We start from the raw sequence: 18,781 nt of genomic DNA, 5'->3' as shown, positions 1-18,781 counted from the left end.
AGTGACGGTGACTCCCCTAAGACGTTCACCGGTGCAGGAGCTGAATATGAAGCGGTACTTGAGGTGAACGGAAACTTAGCTGATTCTGCATAAATAGAGATTTTTCTAGCAAAAATACTCCTGGCAAGATCCCCTACCACAGCTGATACTCCGCTAGCCAGCCTGGCTACTCCTTGCTCGGATCTTAATCTCAATCGAAATCCTGTCGTCCACCACGGCCTCAAATTTATCCATGTTAAAGGCCGCGCGTGAAATCACCGTTGTCGCACGTAACGAGATGAAGCTTTTATCTGCCGCAGCGGCGGGATCGCCGTCCATGTTGGCCTCAAGAACCACCGCGCGCCGAACATTTTTTACCTGCAGCAGGCCAAAAATCCGGTAATGCCCCAGCCCTTCGGCCACGACTCTGCTGCTTGTAAAGGAGAGCGAGGGGTAATGTGCCGTATCGAAGAATAGCCCGCCCTGTAATTGATAAGTGAGTAAGCTATTGGATGCCTGGAGCGTAGCAGCCGGGATACGCACGCTGATGCTGTCGTGCATGTCGTTCCCTGCATCCAGCAAAAGTGAGCCGGTGACACCATCGAGGTGCGCCTGAGAAGTCCCGCCAAAAGCGTGCCATGAAAGTTCTATCGCGGTTTGCGGCGTGAGAACGCTGTAGATTTCCGGCGCGGCATACAGCCAGGGGCTGATCATCAGGCCGAGGGTTATTTTCAGAAGAATACGCAGCATGGAGTCTTTCCGGTAGCAAACATACTTAGCTAACGCTTCACTGCCGTATTTTATTCATGTTTATTTTTATAAATTTTTTTGTTTATTCGAATAACCGTAAAAACCAGACAAACCCGCGAAATTAGACATCTAATTTCTTAGTAACCACACAAAAACAATTAAACCAAAAATAATACACTTCATTACACTAATGTCAGAGGGAGATATTTTAAGTTTCAAAAGTCAGTGTCACATTGTTTGTCCCTCACCTTACCCCTCGTGGCAGCGAGATATAATAAAATGTTAAATATTGATGATAAAAATATTACCCAGGAAGTGCTTTCCAACATTTCAATTCCCACCGACGACCGGATGCATACAATTTTTACTGGCCTGATCGAGCATTTGCATTCTTTTGCCCGGGAAGTCCAGCTGACGGAACAGGAGTGGGAGAAAGGCATTGAATTTCTTACCCAGGTTGGAAAATATTGCAGCCCCGAGCGCCAGGAGTTTATTTTGCTTTCCGATGTGCTGGGATTATCTTCTTTGGTTATTGCACAAAATAATCGAAAACCCGTTGGCTGCACGGAGTCCACCGTATTTGGGCCTTTCCATGTGGCAGAAGCTCCGCTGCTTGCAGCGGGAGAGGATTTTTCACAGGGTGCACCGGGCACACCGTGGTTTGTAAAAGGCAAAGTCATCGGGATTAGCGGGGAAGCGGTCGCCAATGCAACGATTGATATCTGGCACGCCGACGGCGATGGCCAATACGATGTGCAGGCATCGGATGTTCACGGACTTCGCTGTCGCGGTGTCATGAAGGCTGACTCACAGGGAGAGTTCTTTTTCAGAACCGTGGTTCCTGAAGCTTACGAGATCCCCAGCGATGGCCCGGTTGGCAGCCTGCTTGCGGCCCAGGGGAGAGGTGCGTGGCGCCCGGCGCATCTTCACTTTATGATCAATGCGGAGGGATACCAGCGTTTAATTACGCATATCTTCAATAAAGATGACGATCGCCTCAATTCGGATAGCGTTTTTGGGGTACGAACGTCATTGATTGCCGACTGGATTAAGCACGCGCCGGGCATTGCGCCTGACGGTACATTTTGCCAGCAATCTTTCTGCACCCTGGACTTCAATTTTGTCCTGAACCCGGTCAACTAAAGTTACATACAAGACCGACATATTTTTGCCTCGATCAAAATAAAAAAACCGCTGCCCAGAATGATTCACGGCAGCGGTTTACCCAGTACAAAACATTCCTTGTCCTCCTGGCATCGGTCACCCGATATTCAACACCCTATGCAGACAATTTAATTTTAAATTAATGCATTGTTTTAGACGAACGGGATTGTTTGACCTGCTTAGTCGTTTTGTCAATCAGGCGAAGCAAACGGGCATGTAAGACTTCGCCAACCACGGTGATTTCAGGCACGTTATAGCTGCCAAAAATCGACGTCGGCAAATCAAACTCAACGGCTAATGCGCTTTTATCGACTTCATACATTAACACCGTGAGCGGGGCCGACAGCCCTGCGCGAATATCATATTGGTTCATTGACGACAATATAAGTGGATTACCAATATAATATCGACAAGCTTTTTTTCTTTCCTCACTTACGGGAAAAAGCGCGCCATGTTTTTGTTTTCCGAATATCATAAATCCCTCCTCCCCTTCCATTTTGGCTATCTCACCAGCAATATCTTCCGTCGAAACCGAACGAATTCTCGCCTCATCAAATTGCCCTGTCAGCGATTCGAAATGGTGGGTAAAATCATCATAAGCGACGCTGATGATGACCGTAGCATGAGATACCGATAACGTTTTAACATTATAAATATGCATATAAACCACACTGTACCAGTATGCCGGGTAACATCACCTCAGCAGATAACGGTAAATAAAGAGAAAGAATATCTTTCCTCGCCAGACTTGCCTTAGCATTTACTTAACTACCGGGCAGAAAGATAATAGGGTTCCTCATCGTTTTGAACGCTTTGCCGTATAGCTAGTTGTAAGCAAAGGTTACTCTAAATAAGTGGATTAAATGATTTACAGGGCTAACATTAGATGTCTATCAACTTTCATCGCATGCATTTATGGCAAAAACAGGCATTAAATGAAAGGAAAAAAACACATAAATAAAAACATCATGAACTCCAAATCATATTGAAAAACATAACTATTTTCCAAACCTAAGCCACCGGCTCTCACTTTACAGGCAAACCACTCGTCATGTTGAAAACCCACTTAGATTGCCAGCCCGTAACTCAGTGGGATAAATATTCAGTATTGCTTCAAAAATGCATTATTTGTTTCTTACAACTACAGCATCTTATTTTTTCTTCTATCAGTACTATAACCTGGCGTAGGCACCTTGTTCAGATAGCGAAGATGTTCAACCTAGGAATATTTAATGAGCAACAGCACAAACATACCCGATCTCACCTCTGATTTACCTCGTTGGCTGGCTTATATCGACAGCCTTCATTCGCAGGTCATTGATATGGGTTTAGACAGAATAAAAGAAGTCGCCGCGAAACTTGCCGTGTTAAAACCTGCGCCTTTTGTTTTTTTAGTCGGCGGGACCAACGGCAAAGGGACCACCTGCCATACCCTCGAAAAAGTGCTGATGCTGTCAGGGTACAAAGTGGGCGTCTTCAGTTCACCCCACATGATTCACTATAAAGAGACCGTGCGCATTCAGGGCCAGGAATTGTCAGATGCGGCCCACATCGCCGCTTTTGTTGAAATTGAAAAAGCGCGCCAGGCTACCACGCTCACGCCTTTCGAGTTCAATACGCTGGGCGCATTCTGCCTGATGAAATGGGCTCAGGTTGATGTTGCAGTCATTGAGGTCGGTATGGGTGGCCGTGACGACGCGACCAACATTCTCGCGCCGGATGTCTCTGTTATTACCAACGTCGCGCTGGACCACGAAGACTGGCTGGGCAAAGGCACAGAAGCCATCGGTGAAATAAAAGCGGGTATTTTCCGCCCTGGGCGCCCGGCAGTGATTGGGCAACACCAGGCCCCGGAATCAATGCTTCGCCATGCTCAGCAAATAGGCGCTATTTCCCATCAAAATGGCGTGGACTGGCACATAACAGAGCGCGGTGATGAATGGACGTTTAGCGATAAATTCGGCGAAATTGCTCCGCTGAACCTACCTAAGATGCCGCGCGATAACGTGGCTACCGCCCTGGCTGCGCTGCGTATCAGCGGGCTTAAATTTGAGTTGAGTGCACTGCATGACGTCATCCATCAGGCCAATTTACCCGGCCGTTTTCAGATAATTGACCATAAGCCCAGAGTGATTTTAGATGTAGCGCATAACCCTCACGCTGCGGCGTACCTGGCGAAAAGGTTACGTAACTATCCTATAAAAGGTAAATATCTTTTTGTGATCGGCATGCTCATTAATAAAGACATTAAAGGCACCATCGATTATTTAAAGGATCTTTCCGAAGAGTGGTATTGCTGTGGTATTCAGGCAGGCCCGAGAAGCTCTAAGGCAGAAGATATTGCGCAGTATTTATCGGAGGCAAAACATTTCCCGGATATTTTATCCGGCTGGGATGCAGCCAAAAGGGATGCCAATCCAGACGATGTTATTGTCGTATGCGGGTCGTTCTATTCAGTAGCGCCAGTGCTTAACGAGCTGAACCCGGCCAGAGAGCAACGCTGAGAACGACAATTAACCACCACACATCAATCAACCTCAAGCATCGGAAAAAAATGTTAACAACCGATAACCCCACGACTCATAGAATATTTAATGCGCAAAAATATTTTTTCAAAACGGGCGTAACCAAAAGCATTTCATTCAGGAAAAAGAGCTTACAAAAGCTTAAGCAGTCTATCCTGGATCACGCCGAGGATTTATATGTCGCATTAGACAAAGATCTAGGCAAATCAAAAGATCTTGTTGACCGCACAGAAATTGGCCGGGTCATTTCAGAACTCGATTTTATGCTTGCGCACCTTGATGAATGGGCAACCCCGGAAGCCGTGCCTGAGTATCCAGGGACAACTTTTTCCGAGGCTTTTATTGAGCATGAAGCATTTGGCGTTAGCTATATTATCGGCCCTTTCAACTACCCGATAAATCTTGTTTTTTGCCCACTACTTGGTGCTATTGTGGGTGGTAATACGGCGATAATTAAACCTTCAGAGCTCACCCCTGAGAGCGCCCGGGTTATCGAAAAAATCATTACATCGACTTTTGACGAAGAATACATCGCGGTAATACAAGGGGGGAGAGAGGAGAATACTTATCTTCTTAGCTTACCGTTTGATTTTATATTTTTCACCGGCAGCCCTGCTACCGGAAAAATCGTCATGGCCGCAGCCGCAAAGAATCTTACCCCGGTTATTCTCGAGTTAGGCGGTAAATCGCCATTTATTGTGCTAAGCGATGCCGATATCGACCGCACGGTTAACATGCTGACGTTTGGCCGATTCTCTAATAGTGGCCAGACTTGTGTAGCACCAGACTATGTTTTGGCCCATGAAAGCATCAAAGACATTCTGTTGAGCAAGTTGCTTGAAAAAATAAAAGCAACAATGCCAGGCATCGATGCTATTGGAAAACTGGTATCAGAAAAACAGGTAGAATATTTAACCAGGTTGTTGACATATACCAAAGGTGAAATAATCTATGGCGGTCAGGCAAATGTAGCAACCAGGCATATGCAGGCCACGGTCGTGACGGAAGTAAACTGGCATGATGTACTAATGCGCAATGAGCTATTTGGCCCTATCCTTCCAGTCCTGACGTTTACTGATATTGACAATGCCATAGAATCCATCAATCAATATCATCCCAAACCTTTAGCCGCCTATGTTTTTACCAATAACACAGAGCAAGGCAAAGAAATAACATCCCGAATCCCGTCAGGCGATGCCATAATAAATGGCGTAATGCAGCAGGCAACATCACCTTATCTACCCTTTGGTGGTACCGGTATGTCAGGCATGGGCGAATACCGTGGCTATTACAGTTACCTGGCTTTCACTCATCGAAAATCCGTTGTTATTAATAAATGACTTTCTATCTTGATGAAAAGCGAAGCGTTAATCTCAGTCAAATACCGGGGTTACGCTGCTTCTGAAAAATAAGAATATAAAAAAGCCACCCCGAGAGGTGGCTTAATTTAAATATAATCCGCTTATTTCAGCTCAAACTCACCCTGCTGCACGCGGGCGGAATCCAGGCCAATAAACACGTTGAACTTGCCCGGCTCCGCGTCGTACTTCATCTTCGCGTTCCAGAACTTCAGGGCGTTGATGTCGATTGGGAAGCTGACGGTCTGGCTTTCACCCGCTTTCAGCGCCACTTTCTTAAAGCCTTTCAGCTCTTTCACCGGGCGGCTCATGGAAGCGGTCACGTCCTGCAGGTACATCTGCACCACGGTTTCCCCTGCGCGGTCGCCGGTATTGGTAACGGTAACCGACGCTTCAACTTTGCCGTCGCGCTGCATGGTCGGCGCGGAAAGCTTCACGTCACCCACTTTAAAGGTGGTATAGCTCAGCCCGTAGCCAAACGGATACAGCGGCCCGTTCGCTTCATCAAAGTAGCGTGAGGTGTATTTGTTTGGTTTTTCCGGGTTGTACGGCCGGCCGGTATTCAGGTGACTGTAGTAAGTCGGAATTTGCCCGACCGAGCGCGGGAAGGACATTGGCAGCTTGCCGGACGGGTTATAGTCGCCGAACAGAACGTCGGCAATCGCGTTCCCGCCTTCGGTGCCGCCGTACCAGGCTTCCAGCAGGGCATCCGCCTGCTGATCTTCTTTCACCAGCGCCAGAGGACGGCCGTTCATCAACACCAGCACCAGCGGTTTGCCGGTGGCCTTCAGCGCGGCAATCAGGTCGCGCTGGCTCTGCGGCAGCGTCAGGTTGGTGCGGCTGGATGCCTCATGCGCCATGCCCTGGGCTTCACCGACCACGGCCACCACCACATCGGCATTTTTCGCCGTATTCACCGCTTCGTCGATCATCGCCTTCGGCGTGCGTGGGTCAACGGTGACCGCAGGTTCGTACTGGTTCAGGAACTCGACAATATCTTTTTCATCGGTGACGTTCGCGCCTTTGGCAAACACCACTTTGCCCTGCTGACCTACGGCATTTTTGATACCTTCCAGCGGGGTGACGGACTGCGCGGCCACGCCTGCGGCAGACCAGCTGCCCATGGCATCACGTTTGCTGTCCGCCAGCGGGCCAATCACCGCAATGGTGGCGGTCTTTTTCAGCGGCAGCGTTTGCAGGCGGTTTTTCAGCAGTACCATGCTTTCGCGCGCCACTTCACGCGCTTCTTTGCGGTGCAGGCGGCTTTCGGCGTTGGTGTCTGCCGGGTCAGAATCTTTTGGCCCAAGGTGGCTGTACGGATCGTTAAACAGCCCCATGTCGTATTTCACGTTCAGCACGTGGCGGGTGGCGTCATCCAGCTCTTTCATCGGCACCGCGCCGCTTTTCACCAGCTCTGGCAGATATTTGCTGTAGTACTCGTCGCTCATGCTCATGTTGATGCCGGAGTTGAGCGCAATGCGCACCGCATCTTTCGGATCGCTGGCTACGCCGTGCTTAATCAGCTCTTTAATCGCGCCGTGATCGGAGATGGTAATGCCTTTGAACTTCCATTCGTCGCGCAGCAAATCTTTCAGCAACCAGCTGTCTGCGGAGGCCGGCGTACCGTTCAGGGAGTTCAGCGCAACCATCACGCCGCCGCTGCCCGCGTCCAGCGCGGCTTTATATGGCGGCATGTAGTCGTTGAACAGGCGCTGCGGGCTCATGTCGACGGTGTTGTACTCTTTGCCGCCTTCCACCGCGCCATAGGCCGCGAAGTGTTTCACGCTGGTCATCACCGAGTAGCGATCCGCCGGGCTTTTGCCCTGCATCGCTTCCACCATGGTGCGCCCCATAATCGAGGTCAGGTAAGTGTCTTCGCCAAACCCTTCAGAGACGCGGCCCCAGCGCGGATCGCGCGAGACGTCGACCATCGGTGCCCAGGTCATGTTCAAGCCGTCGTCCGCCGCTTCATAGGCGGAAATACGCCCCACGGTTTTCACTGCATCGAGATTGAACGAGGACGCAAGGCCGAGACTTATCGGGAACACGGTGCGCTGACCGTGCACCACATCGTAGGCGAAGAAGAGAGGAATTTTCAGGCGGCTGAGCTGCATCACCTGGTCCTGCATGGCGCGGATGTCCTGCCGGGTAACGGTGTTGAAAATCGCCCCCACCTGACTGTCTTTGATCATCTCGCGGATGGCTTCTTTCGGGTTATCCGGGCCGACGCTGATTAAACGTAGCTGACCGATTTTTTCGTCGGTGGTCATTTTTTTCAGCAGGTCGGTGACGAAGGCATCACGCGCTTCCGGCGTTAAAGGGTGCGGGCCAAACATTTCGTCGGCCAGCGCAGGCTGCAGCGCCAGGCTTACGGCAACCCCTACAGAACAGAGCCATTTCATCGGATTCACTCTCACAAGCGTTTGTTAAGGCGTGCAGTTTGCCACATCGCCACCACGGTAAGAAGAGCGTAGCAAAGCCTGGCTGCTGATTTCGCGGAGATTTCCTCGTTACGCTCACGTTTTTCGGCGCTATGCTTAACGACAGGCTTTTTGATGCCACCACAAGGAGTGGATCCATGTCTGTTTTGATGAATTCCGATAATAAAACGCTGATAAACGAACTCTCTCGCCACGTTGGCTCGCACCATGTTTTAACCGATCCGGCCAAAACGGCCCGCTACCGTAAAGGCTTCCGTTCAGGCCAGGGGGAAGCGCTGGCGGTGGTGTTTCCCGGCACCCTGCTGGAGCTGTGGCGCGTATTAAGCGCCTGCGTCGCGGCGGATAAAATCATTATTATGCAGGCGGCTAACACCGGCCTGACCGAAGGCTCGACGCCAAGCGGTAGCGACTACGATCGCGATATTGTGATCATCAGTACGCTGCGCCTCGACAAGCTGCATCTGCTGGATAAGGGCGAGCAGGTGCTGGCTTACCCCGGCACCACGCTTTACTCGCTGGAAAAAGCGCTTAAGCCACTCGGGCGTGAGCCGCATTCGGTGATTGGCTCTTCCTGTATTGGCGCGTCGGTTGTCGGCGGCATTTGTAATAACTCCGGCGGTTCGCTGGTGCAGCGCGGCCCAGCCTATACCGAAATGTCGCTTTTCGCCCGCATTGATGACAGCGGCAAGCTGCAGCTGGTGAACCATCTGGGGATTAACCTGGGCACCACTCCGGAGCAAATCCTCAGCGCATTAGATGACGAACGAGTGAAAGACAGCGATGTGCAGCACGATGGCCGCCACGCTCACGACCATGATTATGTCACCCGCGTGCGCGACGTTGAGGCCGACACGCCCGCGCGCTATAACGCTGACCCCGACCGCCTGTTTGAATCATCCGGCTGCGCGGGCAAATTGGCTGTCTTCGCGGTACGCCTCGACACCTTCCCGGCGGAAAAGCGCCAGCAGGTGTTTTACATCGGCACAAACCAGCCTGATGTACTGACCGAAATTCGTCGCCATATTCTGGCCAACTTCGAAAACCTGCCGGTTGCCGGGGAATATATGCACCGCGATATTTACGACATCGCGGAGAAATACGGTAAAGACACGTTCCTGATGATCGACAAGCTTGGCACCGACAAAATGCCGTTCTTCTTCACCATGAAGGGGCGCACCGATGCGATGCTCGACAAAGTTTCGCTGTTTAAGCCACACTTTACCGACCGCTTTATGCAGAAGCTCGGCGGCGTTTTCCCGGCTCACCTCCCGGAGCGGATGAAAACCTGGCGCGATAAATACCCTCACCATCTTTTGCTAAAAATGGCCGGAGACGGCATCGACGAGGCCAAAGCCTGGCTGACCGAGTACTTTAAAACAGCCGAGGGTGATTTCTTCGTCTGTACCGCAGAAGAAGGCAGTAAAGCCTTCCTGCACCGCTTTGCAGCCGCCGGGGCCGCCATTCGCTATCACGCCGTGCATGCGGATGAGGTGGAAGATATTCTGGCACTGGATATCGCCCTGCGCCGCAACGACGAAGACTGGTTCGAAGAACTGCCGCCGGAAATCGGCGATAAGCTTATCCATCGTCTCTATTACGGCCACTTTATGTGCCATGTTTTCCACCAGGATTACATCGTCAAAAAAGGCGTGGATGTGCATGAGCTGAAAGAGCAGATGCTGGCGCTGTTGCAGGCACGCGGCGCGCAGTACCCCGCCGAGCACAACGTCGGCCATCTCTATAAAGCGCCGGACACGCTGAGGCAGTTCTACAAGGCCAACGACCCGACCAATAGCATGAACCCTGGGATTGGTAAAACGACCCGGCGTAAAGGCTGGGCCGAAGACGACAGCGCTCAGGAGCACGGCTGACGGAGATAAGTTTCTCCTATGACGAGCAATCTATGTTTCACGCTTTTTTGGGCATAGATTAATGAAACAGGGTGAAGGTTATCTTCACCCTTTTTTCTGCCCAAGGAGCGAAAGATGTCCGCAGTAGAAACGTTGCCTTTCCCTTCAGTCCACATCAGGGAAGCGACGCCCGAGGATATTCCTGCCGTTACAACGATTTATGCCTGGCACGTGCTGAACGGTAAAGGATCGTTTGAAGAAACTCCACCTGATATAGAACAGATGACCGAGCGGCTGGCGGCGGTTCACCGTTATGGCCTGCCGTGGCTGGTCGCGGTGATTGACAATCATGTGGTTGGCTATTGCTACGCCACGGTTTATCGCCCTCGCCCCGGCTACCGCTACACGGTAGAAGATTCGGTGTATATCGACGCCGCGATGACCGGGCGCGGCATCGGCAAAGCCCTGCTGAACGAGCTTATAGCTCTGTGCGAAAAGGGGCCGTGGCGGCAGATGATTGCGGTGATTGGCGACGGGGAAAATAACACCGGATCGTGCAAATTGCACAGCCAGCACGGGTTTGAAACCGTCGGATGTTTGCGGAGCGTCGGGTTTAAGCTGGGCGACTGGCGGGATACTTTAATGATGCAGCGCCCCCTCAACGGTGGAGACGGGACGCTGCCGGACTGATTACTCTTCTTCTGAACCTACTGCGGTGTTGCTTACCATTTGCGCCGCTTTAGAGCGCTTGTAGCTTAACGCTGCTGCCGGAACCGGGGTCACTTTGCCGGTTTCCATCCAGTTTCGCAGGCGGTTGGCGTCGGCGAAGTGGGTGTATTTCCCGAACGCATCCAGTACCACCAGCGCCACAGGGCGGCCGTTGATCACGGTGCGCATCACCAGACAGTGGCCTGCGTTATTGGTAAAACCGGTTTTCGTCAGCTGAATATTCCAGTTTTCGCGGTACACCAGGTGGTTGGTGTTGCGGAACGGCAGCGTATAAGCCGGGTTGCGGAAGGTGGCCATATCTTCATGCGTGGTGCTGAGTTGCCCCAGCAGCGGATATTTCTGCGTGGCAATAAGCAGTTTAGTCAGATCGTTCGCGGTGGAGACGTTTTCAATCGACAGGCCGGTCGGCTCCACATAGCGGGTGTGGGTCATGCCCAGCGACTTCGCCTTAGCGTTCATCGCGCGGATAAACGCGTCGTAGCCGCCAGGGTAGTGGTGCGCCAGGCTCGCCGCCGCGCGGTTTTCCGATGACATCAGCGCCAGCAGCATCATGTTTTTGCGGCTGATTTCGCTGTTCAGGCGAACGCGGGAGTAAACGCCTTTCATTTCAGGCGTGTGGCTGATGTCCACTTTCAGCATTTCATCCATCGGCAGATGGGCGTCCAGCACCACCATCGCGGTCATCAGTTTGGTGATGGAGGCAATGGGACGAACCAGATCCGGATGGCTGGAATAAAGAATTTTGTTGGTTTGCAAATCGACAATCATGGCGCTGCCGGAGGCTATCTCCTGGCCGGCGCTGGCCGCGTGGGTGGCGACCTTACTGGCCTCTGCCTGCGGGGCAAAAGGCACAGTCATCATCAGCGCAAGGCTGAACAACGATAAACGGATTTTTGTCGGCATGGTGACACTTCTGTAATGATTCCGGAAAAGTATGGGCTCACCGCAGGCATTCATCTGAATACTATAAACATGCGGGGCGCCGGAATCATACTCCGGCGCCCCGCTGTACTGCCAGTTAAGAATCGTAACGTTATATCAAAACTTTCTGTTCATTCGCCCCGTCAGAACAAACGGTAGCCATAGCCCCACAGAATCACCGCGACGGCCAGCAGCACTTCAAGCACCAGCACGCCAATCGCCAGGGTTGAGCTGGAAAAACTCATCCCCTCTTCTTTGTCGATGCCAAGGAAGTCCGGCACGCCGACGTAGAGCAGATAGCCGGTGTAAACCAGCGCGATGGCGCCTACCGCTACGCACAGCCAGACCAGCGGATAAAGCGCTACTATCCCGCTTAGGAACAGCGGCGTGGCAACGTAGCCAGCAAAGACCATGCAGCGGGCAAGCGACGGCCGCTGCGGATAGTTACGCGCCATCCACCAGATAACCCGCCCCATTACCGCGACGCCGGCAAGCATCAGGGCGTAGAACAGAATCCCGAGATACAGACCGGTAAACATGGAGAGCTGGACGTAGGTGCCGTCCCCGAAGTTCCAGCCGATTTGCGTGGTGCCGATAAACGCGCAGATGACGGGAATGGCCGCCATCAACAGCACATGGTGTGTGTAGTGATGCGAGACGGACTCATTCTCGCGCCTGATTTCCTGCATTTCCCGATTAGGATGGGAAAACAATCCCCAGACATGGCTCATACAACCTCCGGACCTGCGGCGCAAATGCTTGCGATACACCAAGTATAATTCACCTTCAGGTTATTATTTAACCAGCCAAAAAATATCTCTGATTCTGTGCAGACAGGCGGCGATGAGTTGTATGCTTTAGGGATGCATTTTTACATGGAGGAGAGTCCACCTTAATGGATATCAATGGCTTAATCGAACAGTATGGCTATGCCGCGCTGATTATCGGCAGCATGGCTGAGGGGGAAACCATTACCCTGCTAGGCGGCGTGGCCGCCCATCAGGGGCTGTTAACCTTCCCACTGGTGGTCTTGTCTGTCGCGCTGGGCGGCATGATTGGCGATCAGATCCTGTTCCTGGTGGGCAGGCATTTTGGCAGCGCCCTGCTCGCCCGCTTTAAAAAGCACCAAAAGAAAGTGGCCAAAGCGCAGGCACTGATCAACCGCCATCCCTATTTGTTCGTGATAGGCAGCCGCTTTATGTACGGGTTTCGCATCGTCGGGCCAATCATCATCGGCGCCAGCAAGCTGCCGCCAAAGTTGTTTATTCCGCTGAATATCTGCGGGGCCATTTTGTGGGCCACGCTATTTACGACGCTCGGCTACCTTGGTGGCGAAGTGGTCGGCCCGTGGCTGCACAGCCTGGATACTCATCTGCGCCACTGGATTTGGCTTATTGTGGCGGTGGTGCTGGTCGTAGGCGTTCGCCTGTGGTTTAAGCACCGGCAAAAAGACGATTAATCTTCCAAAGCGGGCAGCAACGCAAGCCACGCCCGCAGCAGCAGAAGTGCCTCTTCGCCGTTGCCGTCGCGCTGGGCTTTGACTATCGCCCCGTCAATCACCAGCGCCAGCATTTCCGCCTGCCGCCTGCCGCCTGTATTATCGGGCAAATAACCTGCCAGACATTGTACCATTGCCTGCTTGTGGGCCCGGGCTATCGGCAGCGTTTCCGGCAGCGCCTCGGCCATTTCTACCGCCGAGTTGATAAATGCGCAGCCGCGAAACGCCTCGTCATCAAACCAGTTTTGTAAAGTGGCCGCTAACGCCTCTGCAAGCCCTTTCCCTTCGCCAATTTGTGCCTCCAGCGTGTGGCTAAACCACGCCATCCAGCGTTGATGCCGATAACCCAGAAAGGCGCGGATCAGGTCATCTTTTGCAGGAAAATGCCGGTAGAAGGTCACTTTGGTGACGCTGGCTTCTTTGATGATTCGGTCGATACCGGTGGCGCGAATGCCGTCGCGGTAAAACAAATCATGCGCGGTTTGCAAGATACGGTCGCGCGCGCCGAGGGTCGCAGTAGGCATGATCTCTCCTGTTAAAAATCTATCATGACGCATGTAGACAAATCTGTCTACCCAGGCTAGTGTGAATATGTAGACAGATCTGTCTACATATTCACAGGAGCAAAACCATGACAGTAAAACCCCCGGTTCCGCCGTTTACGCTTGAGACGGCAAAACAAAAAGTTCGCCTGGCGGAAGATGCCTGGAACAGCCGCGACCCTGAACGCGTCTCACAGGTTTACGCCCTGAATACTCACTGGCGGAACCGAGCAGAATTTGTTGATGGCCGCGAGGCGGTGGTGGGCTTTTTAACGCGTAAGTGGCAGCGAGAGCTGGACTACCGGCTGATCAAAGAGATCTGGGCACACGACGGTAACCGTATCGCGGTGCGTTTCGCCTATGAATGGCACGATGATTCCGGCAACTGGTTCCGCAGCTTTGGCAACGAGAACTGGGAGTTTGACGAACAGGGCCTGATGATTAACCGCCACGCCTGCATCAACGATACGCCGATCAAAGAAAGCGAACGCGCCTTCTTCTGGCCGCTGGGCCGTCGCCCGGACGATCATCCTGAACTGAGCCATTTCGGTTTTTAACGGTTTTGCCGCCGGAGCCGGTTTTCTTTCCGGCGGCGTAGCGTCTAAAATTCCTGCTGGCCAATGATGGCCTCACTAATGCAGAGGATTTATGACGCAAAATATCTATGACGATCCGGCATTTTTTGCCGGTTATGCCACGCTGGACCGCTCAATAAAGGGTCTGGATGGCGCGCCTGAGTGGGCCGAAGTTCAGGCTATGCTGCCGCCGCTGGCGGGCAAGCAGGTGCTGGATTTGGGCTGCGGCTACGGCTGGTTCTGCCGCTACGCGCGCGATGCCGGTGCGGCAAAAACGGTCGGGCTGGATGTCTCTACTCTCATGCTGGCGAAAGCCCATGAAATGACCGAAGGAGCAGGTATTGAGTACCGGCAGGAAGATCTTTCCACGCTGCAGCTTCCGGCCAACAGCCTCGATTTAGCCTACAGTTCGCTGGCGCTCCACTATCTGGAGGACATTCGCCCGCTGTTCGCCACGCTGTATCAGGCGCTGGTGCCAGGCGGCAAGCTGGTCTTTACCGCCGAACACCCGATCTATACCGCTCCCGCGGCGCAGACCTGGTTGCAGGATCAGACGGGGCAACGCAGCTGGCCGGTGAATCATTATCAGCAGGAAGGTGAGCGCCTTAGCAACTGGTTTGCCGAAGGCGTTAAAAAACAGCATCGCAAACTGGCTACCTGGATAAATGCCCTGATTGAGAGCGGCTTTGTGCTTGAAAAACTGGACGAATGGGGCCCGGAATCCGCACAAATAGCCCTTAACCCCGCCCTGGCAGAAGAGGCCGAACGGCCAATGATCTTCCTGCTCGCGGCCGGTAAACCTCAGCGCTAGTCCGCAGCAACACCGCTTTTTTCTTCATTATTCCGTTTACGGGGAGGCAACTCCCCCCGTCTTCGTATCCTTGCCTATACTCATAATGACCAAACAAAAAGGTAAGGAGCGCTAATGAAAATTATTTTATGGGCCATTCTGATCATCTTCCTTATTGGGCTGCTGGTGGTGACCGGCGTATTCAAAATGATCTTTTAAAGATGCGGGTGCCACGTTTGTGGCGCCCGTTGCTACTTTCCAGCCTGGCTGCTGTAGTTTACTGGCACCCAGCGCCAGCCTTTCCCCTCTTCTTTCACGTGGCCAAACCCCGGGAAAGCAATATGCGCTGCCGCCACCCAGTCACCTTCCTGAGCCGCCAGTTTTAACACCTTTTCACGTGTGGCAATCGCCTGCTGCTGGTTAACATCGAAATGAATCGCCACTTCAGGGTCGGGCATCTGCACCGCTTTAGCATGAATAATATCCCCCCACATCAGCATGTTTTGCTCGCCACGGCTGAGACGATAAATCACGCTGCCCGGCGTATGCCCTGCGGCGGGAATGGCCTCTATGCCCGGCAGGATTTTAGCCGGTGCGTGGAAAGTTTTTAGCTTACCGGCGTTAATCACCGGGCGCAGCGAGCGTTCAGACTCAGCAAAGGTGTGCCGCTGGCCCGGCTCAACGTCGCGGAGGTGGCCGGGGTTGAGCCAAAAATCGACATCCTTCTGCTCAACGCGAACCGTCGCGTTTGGGAAAGCGGGCTTGCCGCGGTATTCCACTCCGCCGGAGTGGTCGGCATGAATGTGGGTCAGCAGCACCAGAGAAATATCCTCAGGGGCAATTCCCGCCGCACGCAGATTCTCCAGCAGGTGTCCGCCCGCCTTGCCGAACAGCGATCCGGCTCCCGTATCGACCAGAATCAGCTCACTTCCCGTATTAATGACAAAGGCATTAATCGACGTTTCTGCGGCGGGCGTCATTGCGTCCTCCGCCATACGCTGACGTAACTTCTGCGGCGTAATGTGCGTCAGTAGTTTATCCAGCGGTACCACCACGGTGCCGTCCGACACCGCTGTAATTTGCCAGTCACCCAGCATCATGCGGTAATAGCCCGGTGCCTGCTGCTGGGTGACGGCCAGAGACTGGGACAGTGCAGAAGTGGAAAGCGCGCTGCCTAAAAGCGTAAGCAGCATGAGCAAAGTTTTCATTTTATTCCCCAAGCAGGTGTTCAACTTGCCGTCAGTATCCCGTCGAGCGTATCATCACGCCAATTGATTGGAGAAATAATGACTATCAAAGAAAATGATTTTCGCAAAATCGATCTTAATTTGCTGATCGCTTTTGCGGTGCTGTTCCGCGAGCAAAGCGTCTCGCTGGCAGCTGACAAACTGCACCTCGGGCAGCCTGCGGTCAGCGGCGCGCTGGCAAGATTGCGGGATATGTTCGACGATCCGCTGTTTATTCGCAGCGGGCACCGCATGCAGCCCACCGCTCGCGCAAGCGAACTGCATACAGAGTTGATGCCTCTGCTGGAGCAGCTGCAAAGCGCCCTTTTCCAGCAGGCGGAATTCTGCCCGGCCAGCGCCAAAGCCACAGTGACCATCGGTATGACCGACTGGGTTGAAATGTGGCTGATGCCAAAACTCATTCCCGCGCTGAAACAGGACGCGCCGGGCATGCGCATTAACGTTGTCGCCAGCGACCCGTTTACCGACGCCCAAAGACTGGAAGGCGGCGAGCTGGATATGGCGATCAGCGTGGCGAACCAAAGCGCACGCTGGCTGGAGCGCGAGGTGCTGACGAGCATGGATTTTGTGACGCTATGGCAACCGCAGCAAGTAGAGGCCAGCTCCCCGCTGTCGCTTGAAGAGTATGTGGCCCACCAGCACGTGCTGGTCAGCTATCGTGAAGCTAACAGCAGTCAAATCGACACCCTGCTGGCGAAGCTTGGGCAGACGCGCCACGTCAGCTACACAACACCGCACTTTGCCGCGCTGCCGGGTCTACTGATGCAAATGCCCGCGCTGGCTACCGTGCCTGCGGGGCTGTCAGAAAGCTGGCAGAAAACCTGGGGATTGACCGCGAGCCCGGTTCCCGTTGAAGTACCGCCGTTTGAGGTCGCGCTACTTTGGCATCAGCGCCATAACAGCGACGCCGCGCTGATGTGGCTGCGCGGGTTTATTCAGCGACGAGTGAATGTGGCATAAAGGAGCATGAAGGAAAGAGGGAAAACACGTTTTCCCTCCTGTGGACACAACTTAGCGCTTCAGGCTACCGCCGTTAGTGGCAATCACCTCTTTGTACCAGTGGAAGCTTTTCTTTTTTGAACGCGCCAGCGTGCCATTCCCCTGGTCATCGCGGTCAACATAGATAAATCCGTAGCGCTTCGACAGCTCCGCTTTTGAGGCGCTGACCAGATCAATAGGACCCCTGCTGGTATAGCCCATCACGTCGACACCGTCTTCAATAGACTCGCCCACCTGCACCAGATGGTCGTTCAAATAGCTAATGCGGTAATCATCGTTGATCGTGCCGTCAGCTTCGGGCTTATCTTTCGCCCCAAGGCCGTTTTCGACAATAAACAGCGGTTTCTGGTAGCGATCCCACAGCATATTGAGCAGGATGCGCATCCCCGTCGGGTCAATTTGCCAGCCCCATTCAGAACTGGGTAAGTGCGGGTTAGGCACCATGCTGAGAATATTGCTGCGAAGCTTCTCATTAAGCTGTTCGTCCGCCGTGACGCAACCGGTCATGTAGTAGCTGAATGAGATAAAATCGACGGTATTTTTCAGGATTTCACGATCGTTCTCGCTAATTTCAAGCTGAATGCCATTGTCACGGAAATAACGCTGCATATAACCCGGATAGCTGCCCCGGCACTGAACATCCCCGAAGAACAACCAACTGCGGTTTTCCTGCATAGTTTCCAGCATGTCCTCAGGTTTACAGGTCAGCGGATACATCAGGCCGCCCAGCAGCATATTGCCGATTTTCGCATCAGGAATGATTTCGTGGCAGGCTTTAACCGCCAGGCTGCTGGCAACCAGCTGATGATGGATTGCCTGATAAATTTCGCCTTTTTCCGGCTCGCCTTCCAGCCCGACGCCCGTCAGCGGCGCATGAAGCGACATGTTAATTTCATTGAAGGTCAGCCACAGCTTAACTTTATGCTGATAGCGGGTGAAAACGCAGCGCGCGTAACGCTCAAAGCAGTCAATGACTTTGCGATTGCCCCAGCCGCCGTATTGCTTAACCAGCCCCCACGGCATTTCGTAGTGGGATAAGGTCACCATCGGCTGAATGCCGTGCTGCGCCAGCTCATCAAACAGTTTGTCGTAAAACGCCAACCCGGCCTCGTTCGGCTCAAGCTCGTCGCCCTGCGGGAAGATACGCGTCCAGGCGATAGAAATTCGCAGGCAACTGAACCCCATCTCGGCAAACAGCGCAACGTCCTGTGGGTAACGATGGTAGAAGTCGATAGCGATATCTTTAATGCCACTATCCCCCGGCACGCGCTCCTTCTGCGCGCCAAATACCCCCTGCTGCATGACGTCCGAGGTAGAAATACCCTTTCCACCCTCCTGCCACGCGCCTTCAACCTGGTTTGCGGCGATAGCCCCGCCCCATAGAAATGTCTTCGGAAATGCTGTCATGTCACT

Annotated in this window: 18 protein-coding genes; 10 read left to right on the top strand and 8 right to left on the bottom strand. The window is 53.1% G+C overall.

Going from position 1 to position 18,781, the window contains the following annotated elements:
* Nucleotides 1-153 precede the first annotated feature (153 nt).
* Nucleotides 154-729, bottom strand: a complete 576-nt coding sequence (locus CNE01S_RS13845) for a YceI family protein (RefSeq protein ID WP_061276850.1) — start codon at nucleotides 727-729, stop codon at nucleotides 154-156.
* Between the two features lie 279 nt (nucleotides 730-1,008).
* Here CNE01S_RS13845 and CNE01S_RS13840 point away from each other — a divergent pair, with 279 nt between their 5' ends.
* Nucleotides 1,009-1,872 carry a dioxygenase family protein gene (locus CNE01S_RS13840; protein WP_061276848.1) on the top strand — a complete coding sequence of 288 codons (864 nt, stop codon included), beginning with the start codon at nucleotides 1,009-1,011 and terminating at the stop codon, nucleotides 1,870-1,872.
* A gap of 160 nt (nucleotides 1,873-2,032) precedes the next feature.
* Here the strand turns inward: CNE01S_RS13840 and CNE01S_RS13835 are convergent, their stop codons facing one another.
* A complete protein-coding gene (locus CNE01S_RS13835; protein ID WP_061276846.1) occupies nucleotides 2,033-2,554 on the bottom strand; it encodes a DUF302 domain-containing protein in 522 nt (173 codons plus the stop codon).
* Between the two features lie 571 nt (nucleotides 2,555-3,125).
* Here CNE01S_RS13835 and folC point away from each other — a divergent pair.
* Together folC and mdlD are read left to right on the top strand one after the other, a co-directional pair.
* A complete protein-coding gene (gene folC, locus CNE01S_RS13830; protein WP_061276844.1) occupies nucleotides 3,126-4,397 on the top strand; it encodes a bifunctional tetrahydrofolate synthase/dihydrofolate synthase in 1,272 nt (423 codons plus the stop codon).
* A gap of 50 nt (nucleotides 4,398-4,447) precedes the next feature.
* Nucleotides 4,448-5,758: an NAD(P)-dependent benzaldehyde dehydrogenase MdlD gene (gene mdlD, locus CNE01S_RS13825; protein ID WP_061276841.1), complete on the top strand. Its 1,311-nt coding sequence runs from the start codon at nucleotides 4,448-4,450 to the stop codon at nucleotides 5,756-5,758.
* Nucleotides 5,759-5,880: 122 nt separating this feature from the next.
* Here mdlD and bglX read toward each other — a convergent pair whose 3' ends face one another.
* The gene (gene bglX / locus CNE01S_RS13820; RefSeq protein WP_061276840.1) at nucleotides 5,881-8,178 is read right to left on the bottom strand and encodes a beta-glucosidase BglX; all 2,298 of its coding nucleotides are present in this window, start codon (nucleotides 8,176-8,178) and stop codon (nucleotides 5,881-5,883) included.
* Nucleotides 8,179-8,354: 176 nt separating this feature from the next.
* Here bglX and dld point away from each other — a divergent pair, with 176 nt between their 5' ends.
* Together dld and CNE01S_RS13810 are read left to right on the top strand one after the other, a co-directional pair.
* Entirely contained in the window at nucleotides 8,355-10,088 is a 1,734-nt protein-coding gene (gene dld / locus CNE01S_RS13815; RefSeq protein ID WP_061276838.1) for a D-lactate dehydrogenase, read from the top strand.
* Nucleotides 10,089-10,202: 114 nt separating this feature from the next.
* On the top strand, nucleotides 10,203-10,757 hold the full coding sequence (locus CNE01S_RS13810) for a GNAT family N-acetyltransferase (RefSeq protein ID WP_061276836.1): 555 nt from the start codon (nucleotides 10,203-10,205) through the stop codon (nucleotides 10,755-10,757).
* Here the strand turns inward: CNE01S_RS13810 and pbpG are convergent, their stop codons facing one another.
* The gene (gene pbpG, locus CNE01S_RS13805; protein ID WP_061276835.1) at nucleotides 10,758-11,699 is read right to left on the bottom strand and encodes a D-alanyl-D-alanine endopeptidase; all 942 of its coding nucleotides are present in this window, start codon (nucleotides 11,697-11,699) and stop codon (nucleotides 10,758-10,760) included. It abuts the gene before it with no gap.
* A gap of 161 nt (nucleotides 11,700-11,860) precedes the next feature.
* Nucleotides 11,861-12,448 carry a Yip1 family protein gene (locus CNE01S_RS13800; protein ID WP_061276834.1) on the bottom strand — a complete coding sequence of 196 codons (588 nt, stop codon included), beginning with the start codon at nucleotides 12,446-12,448 and terminating at the stop codon, nucleotides 11,861-11,863.
* A gap of 164 nt (nucleotides 12,449-12,612) precedes the next feature.
* Between CNE01S_RS13800 and CNE01S_RS13795 the strand changes: the two genes are divergently transcribed.
* Nucleotides 12,613-13,176, top strand: coding sequence for a DedA family protein (locus CNE01S_RS13795; protein ID WP_061276832.1), 564 nt, complete (start codon nucleotides 12,613-12,615; stop codon nucleotides 13,174-13,176).
* Here the strand turns inward: CNE01S_RS13795 and CNE01S_RS13790 are convergent.
* Nucleotides 13,173-13,739 carry a TetR/AcrR family transcriptional regulator gene (locus CNE01S_RS13790; protein ID WP_061276830.1) on the bottom strand — a complete coding sequence of 189 codons (567 nt, stop codon included), beginning with the start codon at nucleotides 13,737-13,739 and terminating at the stop codon, nucleotides 13,173-13,175. The two genes, CNE01S_RS13795 and CNE01S_RS13790, sit on opposite strands and share 4 nt — an antisense overlap.
* 107 nt (nucleotides 13,740-13,846) lie before the next feature.
* Between CNE01S_RS13790 and CNE01S_RS13785 the strand changes: the two genes are divergently transcribed.
* The 3 genes from CNE01S_RS13785 to yohP all read left to right on the top strand — a co-directional run bounded on the left by CNE01S_RS13785 (nucleotide 13,847) and on the right by yohP (nucleotide 15,341).
* On the top strand, nucleotides 13,847-14,314 hold the full coding sequence (locus tag CNE01S_RS13785) for a nuclear transport factor 2 family protein (protein ID WP_038474398.1): 468 nt from the start codon (nucleotides 13,847-13,849) through the stop codon (nucleotides 14,312-14,314).
* A gap of 91 nt (nucleotides 14,315-14,405) precedes the next feature.
* On the top strand, nucleotides 14,406-15,143 hold the full coding sequence (locus CNE01S_RS13780) for a class I SAM-dependent methyltransferase (RefSeq protein WP_061276829.1): 738 nt from the start codon (nucleotides 14,406-14,408) through the stop codon (nucleotides 15,141-15,143).
* A 114-nt stretch (nucleotides 15,144-15,257) separates the two neighbouring features.
* A complete protein-coding gene (yohP, locus tag CNE01S_RS24435; RefSeq protein ID WP_008456306.1) occupies nucleotides 15,258-15,341 on the top strand; it encodes a small membrane protein YohP in 84 nt (27 codons plus the stop codon).
* A gap of 32 nt (nucleotides 15,342-15,373) precedes the next feature.
* Here yohP and CNE01S_RS13775 read toward each other — a convergent pair whose 3' ends face one another.
* The gene (locus CNE01S_RS13775) at nucleotides 15,374-16,330 is read right to left on the bottom strand and encodes an MBL fold metallo-hydrolase (RefSeq protein ID WP_061276827.1); all 957 of its coding nucleotides are present in this window, start codon (nucleotides 16,328-16,330) and stop codon (nucleotides 15,374-15,376) included.
* Nucleotides 16,331-16,408: 78 nt separating this feature from the next.
* Here CNE01S_RS13775 and CNE01S_RS13770 point away from each other — a divergent pair, with 78 nt between their 5' ends.
* A complete protein-coding gene (locus CNE01S_RS13770) occupies nucleotides 16,409-17,329 on the top strand; it encodes a LysR family transcriptional regulator (RefSeq protein WP_061276826.1) in 921 nt (306 codons plus the stop codon).
* Nucleotides 17,330-17,380: 51 nt separating this feature from the next.
* Here the strand turns inward: CNE01S_RS13770 and CNE01S_RS13765 are convergent, their stop codons facing one another.
* Nucleotides 17,381-18,775 carry a glycoside hydrolase family 1 protein gene (locus CNE01S_RS13765; protein WP_061276824.1) on the bottom strand — a complete coding sequence of 465 codons (1,395 nt, stop codon included), beginning with the start codon at nucleotides 18,773-18,775 and terminating at the stop codon, nucleotides 17,381-17,383.
* Nucleotides 18,776-18,781: the final 6 nt, after the last annotated feature.

This window comes from Cedecea neteri NBRC 105707 = ATCC 33855 (assembly GCF_001571265.1).
GTDB classification, from domain to species: domain Bacteria; phylum Pseudomonadota; class Gammaproteobacteria; order Enterobacterales; family Enterobacteriaceae; genus Cedecea; species Cedecea neteri.
Note: the sequence above shows the minus strand (reverse complement) of the source record. Positions and strands in the feature narration are given on the sequence as shown.